General features: G+C 66.6%; 20 protein-coding genes. 9 read left to right on the forward strand and 11 right to left on the reverse strand.

Annotation, left to right across the window (positions count from 1 at the left end):
• The first annotated feature begins 65 nt into the window (after positions 1–65).
• Positions 66–302, forward strand: a complete 237-nt coding sequence (locus ACSC1S_RS07320; RefSeq protein WP_435318208.1) for a CDGSH iron-sulfur domain-containing protein — start codon at positions 66–68, stop codon at positions 300–302.
• Here ACSC1S_RS07320 and ACSC1S_RS07325 read toward each other — a convergent pair.
• Both ACSC1S_RS07325 and ACSC1S_RS07330 read right to left on the reverse strand, forming a co-directional pair.
• Positions 299–2,188, reverse strand: a complete 1,890-nt coding sequence (locus ACSC1S_RS07325) for a hypothetical protein (RefSeq protein WP_435363765.1) — start codon at positions 2,186–2,188, stop codon at positions 299–301. The genes ACSC1S_RS07320 and ACSC1S_RS07325 overlap by 4 nt on opposite strands.
• 121 nt (positions 2,189–2,309) lie before the next feature.
• Positions 2,310–3,125, reverse strand: coding sequence for a putative sodium/potassium/calcium exchanger (locus ACSC1S_RS07330; RefSeq protein WP_435363766.1), 816 nt, complete (start codon positions 3,123–3,125; stop codon positions 2,310–2,312).
• A 131-nt stretch (positions 3,126–3,256) separates the two neighbouring features.
• Here ACSC1S_RS07330 and ACSC1S_RS07335 point away from each other — a divergent pair, with 131 nt between their 5' ends.
• The 3 genes from ACSC1S_RS07335 (at position 3,257) to rbcL (ending at position 6,413) form a co-directional block, all read left to right on the forward strand.
• Positions 3,257–4,231: a Gfo/Idh/MocA family protein gene (locus tag ACSC1S_RS07335; RefSeq protein ID WP_435363767.1), complete on the forward strand. Its 975-nt coding sequence runs from the start codon at positions 3,257–3,259 to the stop codon at positions 4,229–4,231.
• Positions 4,232–4,263: 32 nt separating this feature from the next.
• Positions 4,264–5,046 (forward strand): HAD-IIA family hydrolase, encoded by a 783-nt coding sequence (locus tag ACSC1S_RS07340; protein ID WP_435363768.1) that lies wholly within the window; start codon positions 4,264–4,266, stop codon positions 5,044–5,046.
• Positions 5,047–5,153: 107 nt separating this feature from the next.
• Entirely contained in the window at positions 5,154–6,413 is a 1,260-nt protein-coding gene (rbcL, locus tag ACSC1S_RS07345; RefSeq protein ID WP_435363769.1) for a type III ribulose-bisphosphate carboxylase, read from the forward strand.
• Here rbcL and ACSC1S_RS07350 read toward each other — a convergent pair whose 3' ends face one another.
• On the reverse strand, positions 6,414–7,139 hold the full coding sequence (locus tag ACSC1S_RS07350) for a preprotein translocase subunit SecD family protein (RefSeq protein ID WP_435363770.1): 726 nt from the start codon (positions 7,137–7,139) through the stop codon (positions 6,414–6,416).
• A 126-nt stretch (positions 7,140–7,265) separates the two neighbouring features.
• On the opposite strand from ACSC1S_RS07350, the gene ACSC1S_RS07355 reads away from it, so the two are divergent.
• The gene (locus ACSC1S_RS07355) at positions 7,266–7,439 is read left to right on the forward strand and encodes a hypothetical protein (protein WP_435363771.1); all 174 of its coding nucleotides are present in this window, start codon (positions 7,266–7,268) and stop codon (positions 7,437–7,439) included.
• A gap of 9 nt (positions 7,440–7,448) precedes the next feature.
• Here ACSC1S_RS07355 and ACSC1S_RS07360 read toward each other — a convergent pair whose 3' ends face one another.
• From ACSC1S_RS07360 to ACSC1S_RS07370, 3 genes are all read right to left on the reverse strand, one after another.
• Complete coding sequence (locus ACSC1S_RS07360) at positions 7,449–8,066, reverse strand: class I SAM-dependent methyltransferase (protein ID WP_435363772.1); 618 nt, start codon at positions 8,064–8,066, stop codon at positions 7,449–7,451.
• 116 nt (positions 8,067–8,182) lie between these two features.
• Positions 8,183–9,940, reverse strand: coding sequence for an acyl-CoA dehydrogenase family protein (locus tag ACSC1S_RS07365; protein ID WP_435363773.1), 1,758 nt, complete (start codon positions 9,938–9,940; stop codon positions 8,183–8,185).
• An 87-nt stretch (positions 9,941–10,027) separates the two neighbouring features.
• Positions 10,028–10,516 carry a metal-dependent hydrolase gene (locus tag ACSC1S_RS07370; protein ID WP_435363774.1) on the reverse strand — a complete coding sequence of 163 codons (489 nt, stop codon included), beginning with the start codon at positions 10,514–10,516 and terminating at the stop codon, positions 10,028–10,030.
• A 110-nt stretch (positions 10,517–10,626) separates the two neighbouring features.
• Here ACSC1S_RS07370 and ACSC1S_RS07375 point away from each other — a divergent pair, with 110 nt between their 5' ends.
• Positions 10,627–11,787 (forward strand): mechanosensitive ion channel family protein, encoded by a 1,161-nt coding sequence (locus tag ACSC1S_RS07375; RefSeq protein ID WP_435320238.1) that lies wholly within the window; start codon positions 10,627–10,629, stop codon positions 11,785–11,787.
• Between the two features lie 31 nt (positions 11,788–11,818).
• A complete protein-coding gene (locus ACSC1S_RS07380; RefSeq protein WP_261651166.1) occupies positions 11,819–11,941 on the forward strand; it encodes a hypothetical protein in 123 nt (40 codons plus the stop codon).
• Here ACSC1S_RS07380 and ACSC1S_RS07385 read toward each other — a convergent pair whose 3' ends face one another.
• From ACSC1S_RS07385 to ACSC1S_RS07400, 4 genes are all read right to left on the reverse strand, one after another.
• On the reverse strand, positions 11,942–12,355 hold the full coding sequence (locus tag ACSC1S_RS07385) for a plastocyanin/azurin family copper-binding protein (protein ID WP_435363775.1): 414 nt from the start codon (positions 12,353–12,355) through the stop codon (positions 11,942–11,944).
• A gap of 70 nt (positions 12,356–12,425) precedes the next feature.
• The gene (locus ACSC1S_RS07390) at positions 12,426–12,629 is read right to left on the reverse strand and encodes a heavy-metal-associated domain-containing protein (RefSeq protein ID WP_435363776.1); all 204 of its coding nucleotides are present in this window, start codon (positions 12,627–12,629) and stop codon (positions 12,426–12,428) included.
• Positions 12,630–12,681: 52 nt separating this feature from the next.
• Positions 12,682–13,167, reverse strand: a complete 486-nt coding sequence (locus ACSC1S_RS07395) for an Lrp/AsnC family transcriptional regulator (protein WP_435363777.1) — start codon at positions 13,165–13,167, stop codon at positions 12,682–12,684.
• A 222-nt stretch (positions 13,168–13,389) separates the two neighbouring features.
• A complete protein-coding gene (locus ACSC1S_RS07400; protein ID WP_435363778.1) occupies positions 13,390–13,962 on the reverse strand; it encodes a peroxidase-related enzyme in 573 nt (190 codons plus the stop codon).
• Between the two features lie 87 nt (positions 13,963–14,049).
• Here ACSC1S_RS07400 and ACSC1S_RS07405 point away from each other — a divergent pair, with 87 nt between their 5' ends.
• Positions 14,050–14,532, forward strand: a complete 483-nt coding sequence (locus ACSC1S_RS07405; RefSeq protein ID WP_435363779.1) for a plastocyanin/azurin family copper-binding protein — start codon at positions 14,050–14,052, stop codon at positions 14,530–14,532.
• A 37-nt stretch (positions 14,533–14,569) separates the two neighbouring features.
• A complete protein-coding gene (locus ACSC1S_RS07410) occupies positions 14,570–15,214 on the forward strand; it encodes a uracil-DNA glycosylase family protein (RefSeq protein WP_435363780.1) in 645 nt (214 codons plus the stop codon).
• A gap of 4 nt (positions 15,215–15,218) precedes the next feature.
• Here ACSC1S_RS07410 and ACSC1S_RS07415 read toward each other — a convergent pair whose 3' ends face one another.
• The gene (locus ACSC1S_RS07415; RefSeq protein ID WP_435364613.1) at positions 15,219–15,854 is read right to left on the reverse strand and encodes a hypothetical protein; all 636 of its coding nucleotides are present in this window, start codon (positions 15,852–15,854) and stop codon (positions 15,219–15,221) included.
• Positions 15,855–15,883: the final 29 nt, after the last annotated feature.

Consider the following 15,883-nt stretch of genomic DNA (forward strand, 5'->3'; position numbering starts at 1 on the left):
GGCGGAAAGTCAGCGACGGCACCGGCGGGACAACGACTATCACGCTCGGCGGCGGCCGTGGTGGTATGAGCCGCGAAGTGACCCACACCGAGGACCGCCCGTACAAGCTCACGCCGGAGGACATCCACGACGAGAAAGGCGACGTGGCCATCTGTCAGTGCGGGCTCTCCGCGACTCGGCCGTTCTGCGACGGCTCGCACAGGGCGACCCACGACGAGGAGGACGGCGTTCGCTACAAGTACGAGAACGACGACGACGAGGGCGAGCGTCGAGCGATAGAAGAGATCGTCTTTCGCGACTAGAACAGGCCCTTGAGCGCGCCGACAAGCCTGCCGATGATGCCGGGCGACTCGGCCGACTCCGACGCCTTCGAAGACGGTTTCTCGGCGGGCTCGTCGTCGGCCTTCGATTCGTCGTCGCTGGCTCCACCGAAGGTGACGGGGTCGGGTCCCTGCGACGGTTTCGAGCTTGGCCTGGGTGCCGGTTCGGGCTCCGGTTCAGGCTCCGATTCAGGCTCCGTTGCCGGTTCGGATTCGTCGGCAGGCTCGGTCTCTTCGACGGGCTCGGATTCCTGGACCGACTCGGGGGCGGCTGCCTGCATCGGCTCGGGTTCCGGTGCCGAAGCCGCCTCGTCCGCCGGTGCTGCGTCAGGCTCGGGGTCCCGGGTCTGTTCGGGCGCTGGAGCTGCAACCGGTTCCGGTTCTGGTTCGGGGTCGCTCGCAGCTTCGTCGGCCGGCTCCGGCTCCGAATCCGTGACTGGCTCCACAGGAGTCGCGGCCGCTGCGGGCTCCGGCTCCTCGTCGACCTCCGGCTGGCTCGACGCTTCCTGCGCCGGTTCGCCCGGGTCGGGCGAGTTCGGCGTCAGGTCCGGGTCGTCCTCGACGGGCTCGGGGTCGGCCATCACGAACCCACCGTCGTCCCCGTCCCCCGCGGGTTCGGAGTCGACCGCAGTGGGCTGTCGTTCGGCCTCGGTGGCCTCCGCTTCCGCCGGGGCCTCGGCGGCCGCGACTGGTTCGCTCTCGTCCGACACCTCGATGGGCTCTGGCTCTTGCGCCGGTTCGGTCTCGGCTGCTGGTGTCTCCGTGGCCACTGGTTCCGGTTCTGGTTCCGGTTCCGGTTCGGACTCGGGTGCCGGCGGCTTCTCGCCGGGCGATGCCGGTTCTTCGACCTCGTCCGGCGTCGACTCGCTCCCCCTGTCGTCCGAGTGGGTGAAGAGGTCCCGGACGCTCTTCCCGGTCGACTGGACCTCCACACCGGTCTCGCCGCTGGGGTCGGCCGCGGCCTCCATCTCGGAGAAGATGGAATCGAGCGCCGAATCGTCCGCTGTCTCCGTCTCTGCTGTCTCCTTGGTGGGCTCGTCGTCTTCGCTTTCGAGGTCGACCTCGCTCAGGTCGGCCATCCCGTCACCGAGCCAGCCCTCCGTCGACTCGTCGACGCCGATGTCGCCGTCGCTCGAGCCCGTCGTCCCCGAACCGCTCGTGCTCGTCGATGCGGCCTGTTTGTCCGCACTGGGAGCGGCCGACGCGGCACGGGTGGCGAGTTCGGAGACGAATTCGGCGGGTCGCTGGTCGTGCAGGAGCGGTTCACCGAACGCTTCGATACCATCGCCGTAGTGTGATTCGAGGGCATCGAGGCGCTTGCCCTCGAACAGGACGAACCGCCAGCGGTCGTCGGCCCAGTTCGACAGCATCGCGAACGTGAGTGGCACGCCATCGAGCAACCCTTCCTCGACGGCGGCGATGAGCGCCGGGTAGTTGTGCTCCCCGAGCGAGGTGTCCGGGTACGAGAACGAGGTCGCGCGGCGGTTCCCGTTCGGGTCTTCGAGCGCGATTCTGAAGGGCTGTGTCGGCTCGACGCCGGTGTCTATCGGGTTGCCCTCATCGTCGAGGAAGTGGATGTGGAAGCCGTAGGCGCTGAACACCGTCTCGAGTTGCTGTGGGACGACGCGATTCGGGTACTGGCGCGGGGCGTCGATACCCCTGCTCGAGGCCGCCAGGACACGGTGTGTCTGGTCGTACAGGTTGCGCGGTGTGAACTCGTCGTCGTACCCTTTCTCGACGACAGCTTCGACGGAGATGTCATCGGGTGGGTCGCTGAGCCCGTAGACCTCACAGATCTCCGCGTCGGAGAGACCGCACCGTTTCAGGACCGTGACGTGGTGGGAGATGAGATCCTGGGAAGTAACCATACGCAATTTCACCAGTCTCCTACCCTTAGGCGTATCGGCCGTTTCGACCGCTGTCTATGCCATCGACCAGACAGGGTGCAAAATAGTGATACTCGACCAACAGGTAGCGGGGGACCCGGCCTCAGGAAGAGAGGATGGACCGGATCTTGCTGGCGAGACCGCCGGACTCGCTCTCGTCGTCCTCGTCGTCACCCGCTGCCTCGGCTTCGTCCTCGTCGTCACCTGCTGCCTCGGCTTCGTCCTCGTCGTCACCTGCTGCCTCGACGTCGTCACCTGCTGCCTCGACGTCGTCACCTGCTGCCTCGACGTCGTCGTCGGTCGCCTCGCCGGCTTCGCCGTCCTCGTCCACGGAGTCAGTGGCGACACCCGGAGCGTCACCGTCTTCGAACGTGGCATCGAGCGAGGAACCGTCGTCGAGCGTCGGGGCGGACGAGGTCTCGTCCATGTCGGCTGTGGGCTCTGGTTCGGGTTCGGGTTCTGATTCGGCCTCGTCCCCGGAGACCTGCTCGGCGTCGGCGTCGTCGCCCGACGCATCGGAGTCCTCGTCGGCGTCCGTCTCGACCCAGAGGAACCCGTCCGCTTTCGTTCGGCCCGAGAGCAACAGGTCGTCGAGGAGGTCGTCGTCGGCAGCGATGGCCTCGTCGACCTCGTCCATCGGTTCGACCGCTTCGTCGGCACTGGCGATTATCTCCTCGGGAGATTCGTCGGACAGTTCCGCGTAGCCGTCGGGCGACTCGACGGTGGGGGCGTGGTCGGTGCTGAGCTGCTGGAACAGCTCACCTGCGGTCACGTCCTCTATGTCCTCTGTCTCGTCCTGTTCCGGTGCGTTCCGAGGGTCGGCCCGTGGTTCGCTCTCGTCTGCTGGTTCGGCGTCGGTGTCGGCGAAGAGCTCGTCAATATCGAGCGACGAACCGGTTTCCAGCGTACTGTTGGTCATCGAGGGAGTTGTACGTAAACTCGTACCACACCCAGTTAAATTTTTACTATTTTTCGACCTAATTTGTTGGTCTCTAGCAACCAAGTGCGACTGGCATTGGAACTTTAGGCATCGGGTGTGAGCGGGGTAGCATGCGATTCGGTATCCTCTCGACGGCGAACATCGGACTGAAAGCGGTCGTCCCCGCCATACAGGCCTCCGAACACGAGGTCGCGGCTATCGCGTCTCGCGACGGTGACCGCGCCACTGCAGTCGCCCAGTCCCACGACATCCCGGAGTCGTACGGGTCCTACCAGGACCTGCTCGACGAGGCGGCCATCGATGCGGTGTACGTCCCGCTCCCGAACTCGCTCCACGCGGAGTGGGTCCGGAAGGCGGCCGACGCCGGGCTGAACGTGCTCTGTGAGAAGCCGCTGGCGGTCGACGCCACAGAGGCACGCGACCTCGGCGAGTACTGCGAGGACGCCGGTGTGACACTGATGTCCGCGTTCATGTACCGGTACCACCCGCGGACCGAGCGCGCCGCCGAGATCGTCGCCGAGGAACTCGAGCAGGTCCGCGGCGGGTTCGCCACGTTCCAGTTCCCGCTCCGGGACCGTCCGGACGACATCCGGCTGAACCCGGAACTCGCCGGTGGGAGCCTGATGGACGTGGGCTGTTACGCGGTGAGCGTCCTCAGGACCCTGCTGGGAGAACCGGATGCGGTCTCGGCCCGTCGCCTCGACACCCGCGACTGCGGGGTCGACACCCACCTCACCGGGCGATTCGACTATCCGGGCGCGACCGCCCAGCTGTCGTGTAGCTTCGATACGCAGCTGGTCCAGCGCTACCGCATCGAGGCCGAGAACGGCTGGCTGGAGGTCGAGGACGCGTTCAATCCGTCGAACCCCGAGGAGGTCACACTCGAGTACGCGGTCGACGGTCGGCAGGTGACGGAGTCGTTCGACGCGACCGACCAGTACCGCCTGCAGGTCGAGCACTTCGCAGACTGCGTCGAGTCGGGGGAACAGCCCCGCACCGACGCGGCCGAGGCCACCGCGAACATGCGCGTCATCGACGCGCTGTACGAGAGCGCGGACACCGGCGAGACGGTCCGCCTGGACTGAACTCATTACCGTCCAGCGCCCACTGTCTGGCAATGGACCAGTTCGACGGCGCGATTCTCGACGTGGATGGGACGGTGTTGCGAGGCCCCGGTGCGCTCCCGGGCGCGGTCGACGGCGTGCAGGCGCTTCGCGACGCCGGGCTTTCGCTGGTCTTCTTCTCGAACAACCCGACGAAGTTCCCGGCAGCGTACGCGAAGCGACTCCGCGAGGCAGGCGTCGACGCGGCCACCGAGGAGGTGCTGACCGCAGGGACCGTCACCGCGGAGTACCTCTCGCGCCACCACCCCCACGAGACGTTCTTCGTCATCGGCGAGGCGGGGTTGTGCGACCAGCTGCGCGACCTCGACCTGGAGCTCACCGAGGACTACAGCGCCGCAGACACCGTCGTGGCCTCTATCGACCGGGAGTTCACCTACGACGACCTGACGGTCGCGCTCTGGGCGCTCTCGGACGACTCGGTCGGCTTCGTCGGGACCGACCCCGACCGGGTGGTGCCCGCGGCGGACCACCTCGTTCCCGGCTCCGGAGCCATCATCAACGCGGTCGCCGACGTGGCCGGCCGCGAACCGGAAGCCGTCCTCGGGAAACCACATGCCGAAGCACGGGAGGCGGCACTTGCTCGGCTCGGTGTCGCCCCCGAGCGCTGTCTCGTCGTCGGTGACCGGCTGGACACCGACATCGCGCTGGGGGACGATGCGGGGATGACGACCGTGCTGGTTCTCTCGGGCGTGACGACCCGTGAGCAGGTCGCGGAGAGCGAGTACAGCCCGGATTACGTGGTCGACTCGGTCGCCGACGTTGTCGGCCTCTTCTGAGGCGTTATCTGATAGCTGACAGGCGTGAGCCTGGACTTGCTTGGGGGACGGAATCGCCAGCCGGGGCAACGACCAAGTAGCTTGCAGGCAAATATTACGAATCTACCATGACCGGAATCGAATACGACGACTTCCTCGACCTCGACTACACGCCGACCGACACCGACCTCCTGTGCGAGTTCACCATCGCCCCCGCCGAGGGGATGTCGTGGGAGGCCGCCGCCTCCCGCGTCGCCAGCGAATCCTCGAACGGGACGTGGGCCGCCCTCCACGTGGACGAGGCGGAACTGACCGACCTCTCCGCGGTCGCCTACGACATCGCGGAGGACGAGGGGACCATCATGGTCGCCTACCCCGCCGACCTGTTCGAGCAGGGCTCGATGCCCCAGATCCTCTCGTGCATCGCGGGCAACATCATGGGTATGAAGGCGGTCGACTCCATCCGCCTCGACGACTGTGAGTGGCCCGAACAGACCGTCTCGGGCTTCCGCGGGCCCCAGTACGGGAGTTCGGTGGCCACCGAGAAACTCGACGCCGGTGACCGACCGGTGCTCGCCACCGTCCCGAAGCCGAAGGTCGGCCTCTCAACGAAGGCCCACGTGGATATCGCCGAACAGGCCTGGCGCGGCGGGGTCGACCTCCTCAAGGACGACGAGAACCTCACCGACCAGGCGTTCAACCCCTTCGAGGAGCGCGTCGAGCAGTCCCTCGCGACGGCCCGCGAGCTGACCGAGGAGACCGGCGAGAAGAAGGACTACCTCGTGAACATCACGGCCGAGACGGACGAGATGATTCGGCGCGCCGAGTTCGTCGAGCAGCAGGGTGGCGGCTTCGTGATGGTCGACGTGGTCACCGCGGGCTGGGCGTCGGTCCAGACGGTGCGCGAGCACTGCGAGGACCTCGACCTCGCCATCCACGCCCACCGGGCGATGCACGCCGCCTTCGACCGCATGGAACACCACGGCGTCTCGATGCGGGTCATCGCACAGGTCGCCCGGCTCTGCGGCGTCGACCACATCCACACCGGAACCGCGGGGCTCGGCAAGCTCGCGAACGAGGACACGCCCGGCATCAACGCCTGGCTCAAATCTGACCTCTACGGCATGAACGACGTGTTGCCGGTCTCCTCCGGCGGCCTGCACCCCGGCGTCATCGACGCGCTGTTGGACGCGCTCGGCACCGACATCTGCATCCAGGCCGGTGGCGGCATCCACGGCCACCCAGACGGGACCGAGGCGGGCGCGCGGGCGCTCCGGCAGTCCGTCGAAGCCAGCATGCAAGACGTGAGCCTGGCGGACTACGCGGTCGACGGGCATCCGGAACTCCAGACCGCCCTCGACAAGTGGGGGAGCGAGACGCCCCGGTAGTCAGCGACGGGCGAGCAGTGCGACCGACAGGAGGGCGAGGGCGACGCCACCGGCGGTGAACCCGGGCGTCGACCCAGAGGAATTGGCAGCTGCGTCTTCGCCGTCACTGCCATCGTCGGCATCGCCGGCACCACCGTCATCGCCACCGGCCGCGGTCGCGTCGGCGGTCGTCGCGCCACTGTCGCCGGAACCACCCGTGGTCGCTTCGCCATCACGAAGCTGCTCCGCGATGCGTTCGGCCTTCTCCTTCGACTGTGCAGCGAGGACGAACCGCGGGTCTTCCTCGAAGTTGCCCGACTCCATCGCTGAGGCGAGTCCCGGTGCCAGCGACGCTGCGAACGTCACGTCTCCGTCGACGACCGTCAGGAGACAGTAGCCGGCGTCGTCCCGATTCCGCTCCCAGCGGCAGTTCGAGACACCCTCGCCGGTGAACCCGCGCTCGACGAGTGCCGAGGCGAACGACGCACCGGCCTCCTCGGTGAGCGTGACCGGGATTCGATACATCCCGTTCTGCTCTTCGACGGTGCCGACAGCCGCGACGTCCGTCTTGGTGACCAGCGTCTCGTTCTGGTAGCCGTCGTCGGTCGGATAGTGTGCGACGACGGTGACGGTCGAGTTCTCACCCGGTGTCGTCTCCGCGCCCACCGGAGCGCCGACGAGGGCCACGGCACACACCAGGACGGCCAGAGACGATGCAAGCAGCAGGGACTGGTCGCGTTTGACCATGGCGGAACAACCGAGATGAGTTACAAATATTTTCCGACACCTCGGGTCGTCGCAGCCGGCCCACCACGTGCGAACTGGTCGCACGACCGGGGTGTGCCTATTACCCCCGCGCGTCTCCTGTCGGATATGCGAATCAAGTTCGACCCACTGGTGTGCGAGAACTGTGGCGAGGTACGCCACGACGACATCGAGACCATCAGCGACGTGCCCCAACTCGACCCGGAAACGTACGAGGTCGGTCCTGAGACGACCGACGTGTACGTCTGTTCGGGCTGCAAGAACGTCCTCGGGGTCGAGTGACCGCGTTCGTCAGGTCGCGTTCCGGCGTTCGCACAGCGCCACGTGGACCGTCTCGCCCAGCCCATCCACCACGTCCCGGGCCCAGACCGTCTCGAAGCCAGCTTCGTCGAGTTCGGCCATGGTCGCTTCCCGTCCTGGCGTACTCCAGAACATCTCCACGTCGGGGCGGAGCCAGCCCCGGCGGGTGCCCTCGTGGGCCTGCCGCGAGACGGTCAGGATGAGTCGCCCACCCGGGCGACAGACCCGCGCGAACTCGTCGTACACGGACTGGTGCTGGGTCCGCGGGACGTGGAAGACGGAGTAGTAGGCGACGATGCCGTCGACGCTCGCGTCGGCGAGTGGGAGCCGGGTCATGTCGCCCTGCACCGGCCTCGCAGCAGGAACCGACTCGCGGAGGCGGTCGAGTTGTCCCCGCGAGAGGTCGAGGCCGAGGACCTCGAACTCGTCGACGAGGTGTGCCGCAGTCCGGCGGCCGTCGCCACAGCCCACGTCGAGGATGCGACTGCCCGGCCCGAGTGGCTCCGAGAACTCGGTGAACAGGGCGGTTTCGGGGCCATCCGCGTTCCGGAAGTCGCCGTAGGCGTCGCCGACCCGGTCCCAGGCGCGGCGGACTGCGTTTCGTTCCATACCGAATCTGGGAGCGCGAGCAGTATCACGGTGCTGCCGACCCTGCTCACCGGCGTTCACTGGCAGTCCGAGGGCCGAACTCGACCGGGTTCTCGCGGTCAATCTGGTTCTCGTGGTCAGTCGTCGGCCGGTGCCGACTCCACCAGCGTCTCGGGGTCGACCGATTCGTACCGGACCACCGCGTCGAAGTGCTCCAGGGCGAACCGGTCGCCGCCCGTGATGCCCCGGGACTCGTGTTGGGCGAGGTGGCGGTCCACGAAGCGTTCGGCGACCAGGGCGAGCCTCGCGTCGTCTGCCTCGTCGATTTCGGTCTGTGCCTCCGCGAGCAGGAGCGACCCGGTGAACACGTCGAAGATGTAGTCCGCGAGCTCCTTGGCCTGGAGCTGGGCGTACTCCCCGTCCTCGGTCGCGAGCGACGCCAGCGCGGTCCCGAGGTCGGCGTAGGCGGCCTGTATCGACTCCTTCGTGTATGCCAGAACAGGATGCTCGGCCGAGTCGAGGTTCGCCTGGATGGCTTCGAGCAGCGGCTCGTGGGCGTCCTCGCGGTCGAGCGCCCGGAGCACGTCCAGCGCGAGGATGTTCGAGGTGCCCTCCCAGATGGGCAGCACCTGTGCGTCCCGGAGCAGCCGGTGGGTCACGAAGTCCTTGACGTAGCCGTTCCCACCCAGAATCTCCATGGCGTAGCTGGCCGTGTCCACCGACATCCGCGCCGTTCTCGATTTCGCGATCGGGACGAGCACGCGCATGAGCCGGTAGGCGTCCTCGTCGCCATCACGCTCGCGCTGGCTCAGCACGCGGCCGGCCTCGAAGGTGTACGCGACCGCGGCCTCGTGGTCGACCGCCATGTCCACGAGGTCGCGCTTCATCAGCGGGTACTCCTGGATGGGAGAGCCGAACGCCTCGCGGTTCGCGGCGTGTATCTTCGCCTCCAGCAAACAGCGGCCCATGATGGCGACCGAGGCGCTCGCGTTCGAGAGGCGTTCGAGGTTCAGCATGTCGGTCATGTACTTGAATCCACGCTGCTCCTCGCCGACGAGGTAGCCCGTCGCGCCCTGCAGTTCGACCTCCCCGGTGGGGACCGAGATGGTCCCGAGCTTGTCCTTCAGGCGTCGGTAGAGCTGGTCGTTGAGTTCGCCGTCGACGGTGTGCGGGACCAGAAAGAGCGAGAGGCCCTTCGTGCCTTCGGGGGCGTCCGGGGTCCGGGCGAGTGCCAGCGTCCCCTCCGCATCGATGTTCGAACAGAACCACTTCTCGCCCGTGAGTTCGTAGCGGTCGCCTTCGACGTGTTCTGCGATGGTCTCATTCGCGCCCACGTCGCTGCCGCCCTGCTTCTCGGTGAGGAACATCGCGCCCTCGATGTTCTCGTCGCCGTCGCGGGCGACGAGTCGCTCGTAGTACCCCTGGAGAACCTCGCCCTCGCCGTACTTATCCAGGACGAGGGCGGTTCCCGCCGTCATCGACACCGGACAGGTGAACCCGGGGTCGGCGTAGGAGAGGAGGTACTCCATCGCGAGGTGGTGGGTCAGGGGAAGCGGGTCGTCCCGGCCCGGTGGGGCCTCGAACGAGTCGCTGACGATGCCCGCCCCGTAGGCGAGACGCTCGTTCTCGAGCTGTTTCGGGTGGTACTCCACGAAGTTCCGGACCTCCCCGTTCCTGTCGTAGGTGTGGAGGATGGGACCGTGTTCGTCGATCCGGTCCGCGTTGTCCGCGATGGTGTCCCCGACGACCTGCCCGAACGACCGCAACTGCTCGTCTGCCCAGCCGTAGTCGGTTCGCGGTGTGACGCGGGCGACCTCACGCCGGACGGTGTGGTCCAGGTCGTAGTAGTTGACGTGTCGGCCGTCCTCGAACCGGCCGTAGTCGATGGGGTCCATACCGTCTCCGTGTCGCCGAGAGGATGAAAAACCAGGTTATACATAAACTGACCTGAACTCGCGAGGGGGGTTCCCGCGGTTCGAAGGTCAGGCGACCCGCGCGACCACGACCGCAGTGACGATGGTCACGAACACGCCGAGGCCGAGCAACGCCCAGTTCGCCACCGTGTTATCCGCCCGGGTGACGTAGAAGGAGTACGTCCGCGACGAGAGCGGCCAGAACAGCGGGACGCCCGCCGGGGTGAGCACGTCGCCCAGCAGGTGCGCCACGATACCGTAGGTCCCCATCGCGAGTCCGAACGCACCGAGTTGCTGGGGGTCGAGGCCGAGGCTCGGCGCGCCGTAGAAGCCGACTGCACCCACGACGGCACCGACGAGCAACGCGAACACCAGGGTGTGGGTGGGCCCGCGATGCTGGATGAACGGGACCTGGTGGTCGTAGTCGGGGAGGCGTGCGAGGCCGAGCACGATCGCGCCGCCGACGAGCGCGAACGCCGGGCGGCCGGCGAGCAGCATGGCCGCGCCGACGGGCGCATAGGCGAGGAGCGAGACACCGTAGTGGCCGGTGCGGTACATCACCCGAGAGGAGGGAAGCCTCCGAAATGAAACCCCGGCCTTTGCGATGGGGGCACCGAGACACGCTGAGACGCACCGGTACTTAAGCGAACGCGGGGTGTATGGGTACCATGTTCGCCGAACTCACCGAGTTCCTCAAGCAGTTCTCGTCCGTGGAACGGACGGCGCTGGTGCTCGGACTCTCTCTGCTGGCGGCCCTCGTGCTGGAGGTCGGTCTCCTCAGGCTGGCGAAGCGGCTCGTCAAACGGACCGAGACGGCCCTGGACAACATCGTGCTGGAGGAACTCCGGTGGCCACTGGTCATCTCCGCGGCGCTCGCGGGGGTCTGGGTGCTGACGACCGGTGATTACGGCGATACCTCGGTCGTGTTCACCGAGGACCAACTGGAGTTCTTCTTCGCCCAACCGGCGCTGGCCATCATCGTCCTCGTCTGGGCGCGCGCCCTGAACAACATCGTCAATCGAGCCGTCGACGAGGTCAAAGACCACGGTGGCCGGTACGACTTCGCGCCGGTGTTCTCGAACGTCTGGACGCTCGTCATGCTGGTCGGGGCGGCCGGGGCGATTCTCGCCATCTTCCGGATAGACATCACTCCCCTGTTGGGGGCCGCCGGTATCGCCGGCATCGCGGTCGGTTTCGCCGCGAAGGACACCGTCGCGAACTTCTTCGGCGGCCTCGCGCTCTATTTCGACGATACGTACAAGATCGGCGACTACATCGTCCTCGACACCGGCGATGCGGGAACCGTCGTCCGGGTCGGCATCCGGTCGACCACGCTCTTGACCCGCGACGAGGTGATGGTGACGGTGCCGAACTCGGTCCTCAACTCCGCCCGCATCATCAACGAGTCCGCACCACAGCGCCGCAAGCGCATCCGCATCCCCATCGGGGTCGCCTACGGGACGGACCTCGACGCCTTCGAGGAACTCGCGGTCGAGATCGCCCAGGACGAGAAGATGACGCTCGACTCACCAAAGCCACGCATGCGCTTTCGCCGGTTCGGTGACTCCGCGCTGGAGTACGAACTGCTCTGCTGGGTCGCCAGCCCGAACCGCGAGCAGCGGACCCGCCACCACCTCAACCGCGAACTCTACGCGGCGTTGAACGAGGTCGGTATCGAGATTCCGTTCCCGAAGCGAGACGTGACGGTTACGGTCGCAGACTCCCAGGACGAGAGCGGCTCGCTGGGGGAAGTCGCCGACGCGGTCGAACAGGAGGTCGAGGTAAGCGAGTTCACGCCGGTCGCGGCAGACGACGGCGGCGACGAATAGACCGAAGTATCACCACTACGACGGACGAGGTATGCTCTCGGTACTCGGTGACGTCTACGAGGTGTTCGGGCCGTTTCTCATCCCGGCCACCCTGTTCGCGCTGGGGGTCCTCTTCTACGCGATCATGGTGTACCTGAACCAGATTCGACTCTGACTACTCCTCGACGACGACGGTGCCGACCATCCCCACGTTCCGGTGAGGGGAGCAGTAGTACTCGTACGTGCCGGGCACCTCGAACGTGTACTCGTAGGTGTAGCCGTCGTCGTACACCTTCGTCTCGCCGCCCTCGGTGCCGGGCCAGTCGGCTCCCTCGGGCTGGCTCTCGACGACGATGTTGTGGTTGTCCGAGCCCCACTCCCAGGTGATGGTGTCGCCGGTCGAGACCGTGATCTCCTCCGGGGCGAAGACGAAGTTCCCGTCGGGGCCGACGGCGACGGTGCCGGGTTCCATGGTCGCGGTTCCGCCGCCACCGTCGTCCCCGCCACCGAGACACCCGGCGAGCGCAATCGGGAGAGAAGCGACACCAGCGCGGAGCAAGCCACGGCGAGAGGTGTGCATGCCTGTCATCACGCAGGACTAGCTGCGCGACCAACAAATAGGCGTCTATCGAATCAGCTGGTGGGCTGCCGGCCGACGGTCACTCGACCGTCTCGGCCTCGTACCCTGCCATCTCTACCTTCTCGAGGACCTCGTCCGGGGAGACGTCGCCTTCGATGGTGGCGACCTGCTCCTCGCTGTCGATATCGACGGACTCGACCCCGTCGGCCAGCTCGATGGCCGTCTGGACGATATCCTCGTGCGTGTGGTAGGTCATGTCGGTGACGCGGATGCGCGTCGTCATGCCTGTCACTGCGTACCGTACCTATAGAACAGTTTTGGTCGGACCGGTCAGCTCACCTGACGATTTGCTGCTCGGTCCCCTCGGGGACGTCGGCGTCGGCGTCGGTGACCTGTGGCTCCCAGCGGTCGGCCGAGAGGAGGCTCACCTCGTAGTTCTCGACACGGTCGAGGTCGACGGCACCGGCGAGCAGTTCGCGGACCTCGCCACGGGCGACGTTCGCCTTGAGGACGACGCGGGAGTCTGCGGTCAGGTAGGCGTGGTCGACGGCGGGGAGGTCGGCGAAGCGGTCGAGCACGTCGTCGTCGATGGTGGGGCAGAGGTCGACCTCGGCGAGGACGGCGACGCCGTCACTGAGCGTGTCCATGTCGATGTCGATGGTGAACCGCCGGATGATGCCCATCGAGCGGAGGCGGTCGATGCGGTCGGACACGGTCGGCGGGGACACGCCGACGACGTCCGCGATATCGCTGTACGTCCTGCTGGCGTCTTCGAGGAGGAGGCGGAGGATGTTCAGGTCGGTGTCGTCCAGGTCTCGCATGTCAGACGTTGGTATATTCACGGCTATACATTTTTCGACATTGTTTGAAAGAGAAAAAGGGCTGATTTAACCGAGTTTACTGTTGTCGGTTGGTGCAGGCTCTCGGTTTTTCCTTCAGGAACAACCAGCCGATACCACCAGATGGTCTCCGGCGTGTGCAGCGCCGGCAGCGTACGAATCACGCCGAGGAACATTCACCCCGGGTAACTGGTCGGCGGCTGTCTACCGTCCCATCGTGTGGAACTCGGCGTTGGGTCGCATATCGGCGAGGTGGGCCATGCGGTTCGAGAGATTGAAGAACGAGGCGACGCTCCCGATGTCCCAGATGGCACGCCGGGAGAACCCGTGGGCTTCGAGTGCCTCGAAGTCGTCCTCGTCGAGCTCTCCGGGGGACTCGGTGAGTTCGACCGCGAAGTCGAGCATCGCGAGGTGGGCGTCGTTCAGGTCGGCGGTCCGGTGGTTCGCGACCAGCTGGTCGGCCAGCAGCGGGTCGTCGGCGTAGATGCGCACCAGTGCACCGTGGGCCACGTTACAGTAGTAGCAGTCGTTCACGCCGCTGACGGCGACGATTATCATCTCTATCTCCTCGCGTTCGAGTTCCGTGTTCTCGACCAGCGCGTCGTAGTACTGGAAGAACGCCCGGAAGTGCGAGGGGCGGTAGGCGTATGCGAGGAAGACGTTCGGGATGAAGCCCGCTCGCGCTGCCTCCTCGTCGATGCGCGCCTGGAGGTCCTCCGGAAGGTCGTCCACGTCCGGCACGGGGAATCGGGTCATTGCTGGCACGTCGTCGCTCATATCGTCGACGACGGCCGCCCGAAGTATGAATCGTGTGGGGTCGAAATTGGGCGAACGCTTAGGGTGGCACTCGCGCCAGCGATTGGTATGACCCGACCCACGCGACGTGACTTGCTGACGACGGCGACCAGTTCTGTGTTCACGCTGGGCCTCGCCGGCTGTCTCGGCGGCGAGGAGACCCCGGGAGGCGACGAGATGACGACCACGACGGCGACCGCCGAACCGACGACACAGCCCCCGGACACCACGCAGCCCTCGACGACCACCACGACAGGTTCGACGGGGTCGGGAGCGACCGAGGTCGTCGCGGTCGGCCCCGCCGGCGAGTTCGTGTTCACGCCGGAACGCCTGACGGTCTCGCCGGGGACCACGGTCCGGTTCGAGTGGGGCTCCCCGGGGCACACCGTCAGTCCGACCAGCCAGCCCGATAGCGCCGACTGGGCAGGAGTGGACGACACGAAGGACGCCGGCTACGTGCACGAGCACACCTTCGAGGTGGCCGGGACCTACGAGTACCTCTGCAAGCCACACCAGAGCCTCGGGATGACGGGGGCAATCGTTGTCGACTAGCGAGAAGGTTAAAAACCGACCTGTCGATACTACTTCCGTGGAGAACGTTACCGATAGGGTTTCAAACCCGTTCGACTTCAAGCCGCCAGCACGCTTCCTGCTCGCGGACGGCGGCCCGGAGTCGGTCCCGGGGTACGGCGACGCGAACGCGGACTTCCACGTCATCGGCGACCACGCGGGCGTCCACGGCGGACAGTCCACGGGTGTCCCGTTCACGACGTCGCTCGCGGGGCAACGCCTCCAGCGAGTCCTGCACGATGCAGGCTTCCTGAAAGACGAGTACGCGGACGCGCCGGTCCCGGACAACCTCTACCTGAACTACCTGTTCTTCCCGCGGCTTCCCACGGGAGCGACACCGACCGAGGAGGATTACTGGGAACTGGAGCGCTACTTCGACTCGGAGCTTCGGGCCATCAACGCCCACATCCTGCTCCCCGTCGGCGAGACCGCCATCGACCACGTCGTCCGGGAGTACACCACCCTTCGACACCGGTTCCCCGACTCGCTCGACGTGGACGCGATGCACGCAATGGAGATCCGCGGTCGCGGCTTCATGGTCGTGCCCATCAAGGACCCCGCCGAGTGGGAGGACGAGGAGGAGGCGGCGCTCCGGGAGCGACTGCTGGCCATCCTCGATTCGGATTACCGGCAGACGAAAGGCGTCGCGACCCTCGTCGGGTAGCCAGTCAGAACAGCGCTTTCACGCGCGGTCGGACGAACGCCGACAGCAACAACACGAGGACCGTCAGGACCGGGAACACCAGCGTGAGCAGGTCGACGTACAGGGCCGGGGCGGTGCCGGCGTAGTCCAGCGCCAGCCCGACCAGCGGCGTCGAGACGCCCAGAACGTAGAGGTACGACGGGCGGAAGTTCTTGGCCTTGTGCGTGTGCTTGATGATGACCAGGAACACGAACGGCATCACCAGCACGCCGGCCAGCAACACGCCGCCGACGGCGGCCGCCGCGATGGTCACCGCGAGCGAGATACCGACGAGTTCGTTGATGCTGACCCACTTGTAGGGACGCGAAGCCCGCCACGCGCGGTTGATACCGAACGCGATGATCGGAACCACGACCAGCGCGGCCAGTGCGCCGTACCACTGCTGGGTCGGGAGCGGCGGGTCCGGGACCAGTGCCGCATCGCCGAGGATGAACGCGACGGGTTGGGCGATGTCGTATCTGGTCGTGGCGACTGCGGCCCGGAGCGCCTCGGGGTCGGTCCCGGCCGCGGCGAGGCGGCCGTAGAACCGGCGCATGCCGCCGGCGTAGGCCAGCCCGAACTGGGCGAGTCCACCGACGTACAGGAGCGTCGAGAGGAGCATCAATGGCCAGCCGAGGCTGAGGTTGTTCC

It is taken from the genome of Haloarchaeobius pelagicus, assembly GCF_051207375.1.
Classification (GTDB): domain Archaea; phylum Halobacteriota; class Halobacteria; order Halobacteriales; family Natrialbaceae; genus Haloarchaeobius.

Excerpts from the sequence above, each read along its gene's own strand:
- ACSC1S_RS07320 (WP_435318208.1), top strand. The coding sequence starts at position 66 with ATGAGCCGCGAAGTGACCCACACCGAGGACCGCCCGTACAAGCTCACG.
- ACSC1S_RS07360 (WP_435363772.1), bottom strand. The coding sequence starts at position 8,066 with ATGGAACGAAACGCAGTCCGCCGCGCCTGGGACCGGGTCGGCGACGCC.
- ACSC1S_RS07395 (WP_435363777.1), bottom strand. The coding sequence starts at position 13,167 with ATGCGAGACCTGGACGACACCGACCTGAACATCCTCCGCCTCCTCCTC.
- ACSC1S_RS07415 (WP_435364613.1), bottom strand. The coding sequence starts at position 15,854 with ATGCTCCTCTCGACGCTCCTGTACGTCGGTGGACTCGCCCAGTTCGGG.
- ACSC1S_RS07385 (WP_435363775.1), bottom strand. The coding sequence starts at position 12,355 with ATGACAGGCATGCACACCTCTCGCCGTGGCTTGCTCCGCGCTGGTGTC.
- rbcL (WP_435363769.1), top strand. The coding sequence starts at position 5,154 with ATGACCGGAATCGAATACGACGACTTCCTCGACCTCGACTACACGCCG.
- ACSC1S_RS07350 (WP_435363770.1), bottom strand. The coding sequence starts at position 7,139 with ATGGTCAAACGCGACCAGTCCCTGCTGCTTGCATCGTCTCTGGCCGTC.
- ACSC1S_RS07340 (WP_435363768.1), top strand. The coding sequence starts at position 4,264 with ATGGACCAGTTCGACGGCGCGATTCTCGACGTGGATGGGACGGTGTTG.
- ACSC1S_RS07365 (WP_435363773.1), bottom strand. The coding sequence starts at position 9,940 with ATGGACCCCATCGACTACGGCCGGTTCGAGGACGGCCGACACGTCAAC.
- ACSC1S_RS07335 (WP_435363767.1), top strand. The coding sequence starts at position 3,257 with ATGCGATTCGGTATCCTCTCGACGGCGAACATCGGACTGAAAGCGGTC.
- ACSC1S_RS07405 (WP_435363779.1), top strand. The coding sequence starts at position 14,050 with ATGACCCGACCCACGCGACGTGACTTGCTGACGACGGCGACCAGTTCT.
- ACSC1S_RS07375 (WP_435320238.1), top strand. The coding sequence starts at position 10,627 with ATGTTCGCCGAACTCACCGAGTTCCTCAAGCAGTTCTCGTCCGTGGAA.
- ACSC1S_RS07370 (WP_435363774.1), bottom strand. The coding sequence starts at position 10,516 with ATGTACCGCACCGGCCACTACGGTGTCTCGCTCCTCGCCTATGCGCCC.
- ACSC1S_RS07390 (WP_435363776.1), bottom strand. The coding sequence starts at position 12,629 with ATGACGACGCGCATCCGCGTCACCGACATGACCTACCACACGCACGAG.
- ACSC1S_RS07400 (WP_435363778.1), bottom strand. The coding sequence starts at position 13,962 with ATGAGCGACGACGTGCCAGCAATGACCCGATTCCCCGTGCCGGACGTG.
- ACSC1S_RS07330 (WP_435363766.1), bottom strand. The coding sequence starts at position 3,125 with ATGACCAACAGTACGCTGGAAACCGGTTCGTCGCTCGATATTGACGAG.
- ACSC1S_RS07380 (WP_261651166.1), top strand. The coding sequence starts at position 11,819 with ATGCTCTCGGTACTCGGTGACGTCTACGAGGTGTTCGGGCCGTTTCTC.
- ACSC1S_RS07325 (WP_435363765.1), bottom strand. The coding sequence starts at position 2,188 with ATGGTTACTTCCCAGGATCTCATCTCCCACCACGTCACGGTCCTGAAA.
- ACSC1S_RS07355 (WP_435363771.1), top strand. The coding sequence starts at position 7,266 with ATGCGAATCAAGTTCGACCCACTGGTGTGCGAGAACTGTGGCGAGGTA.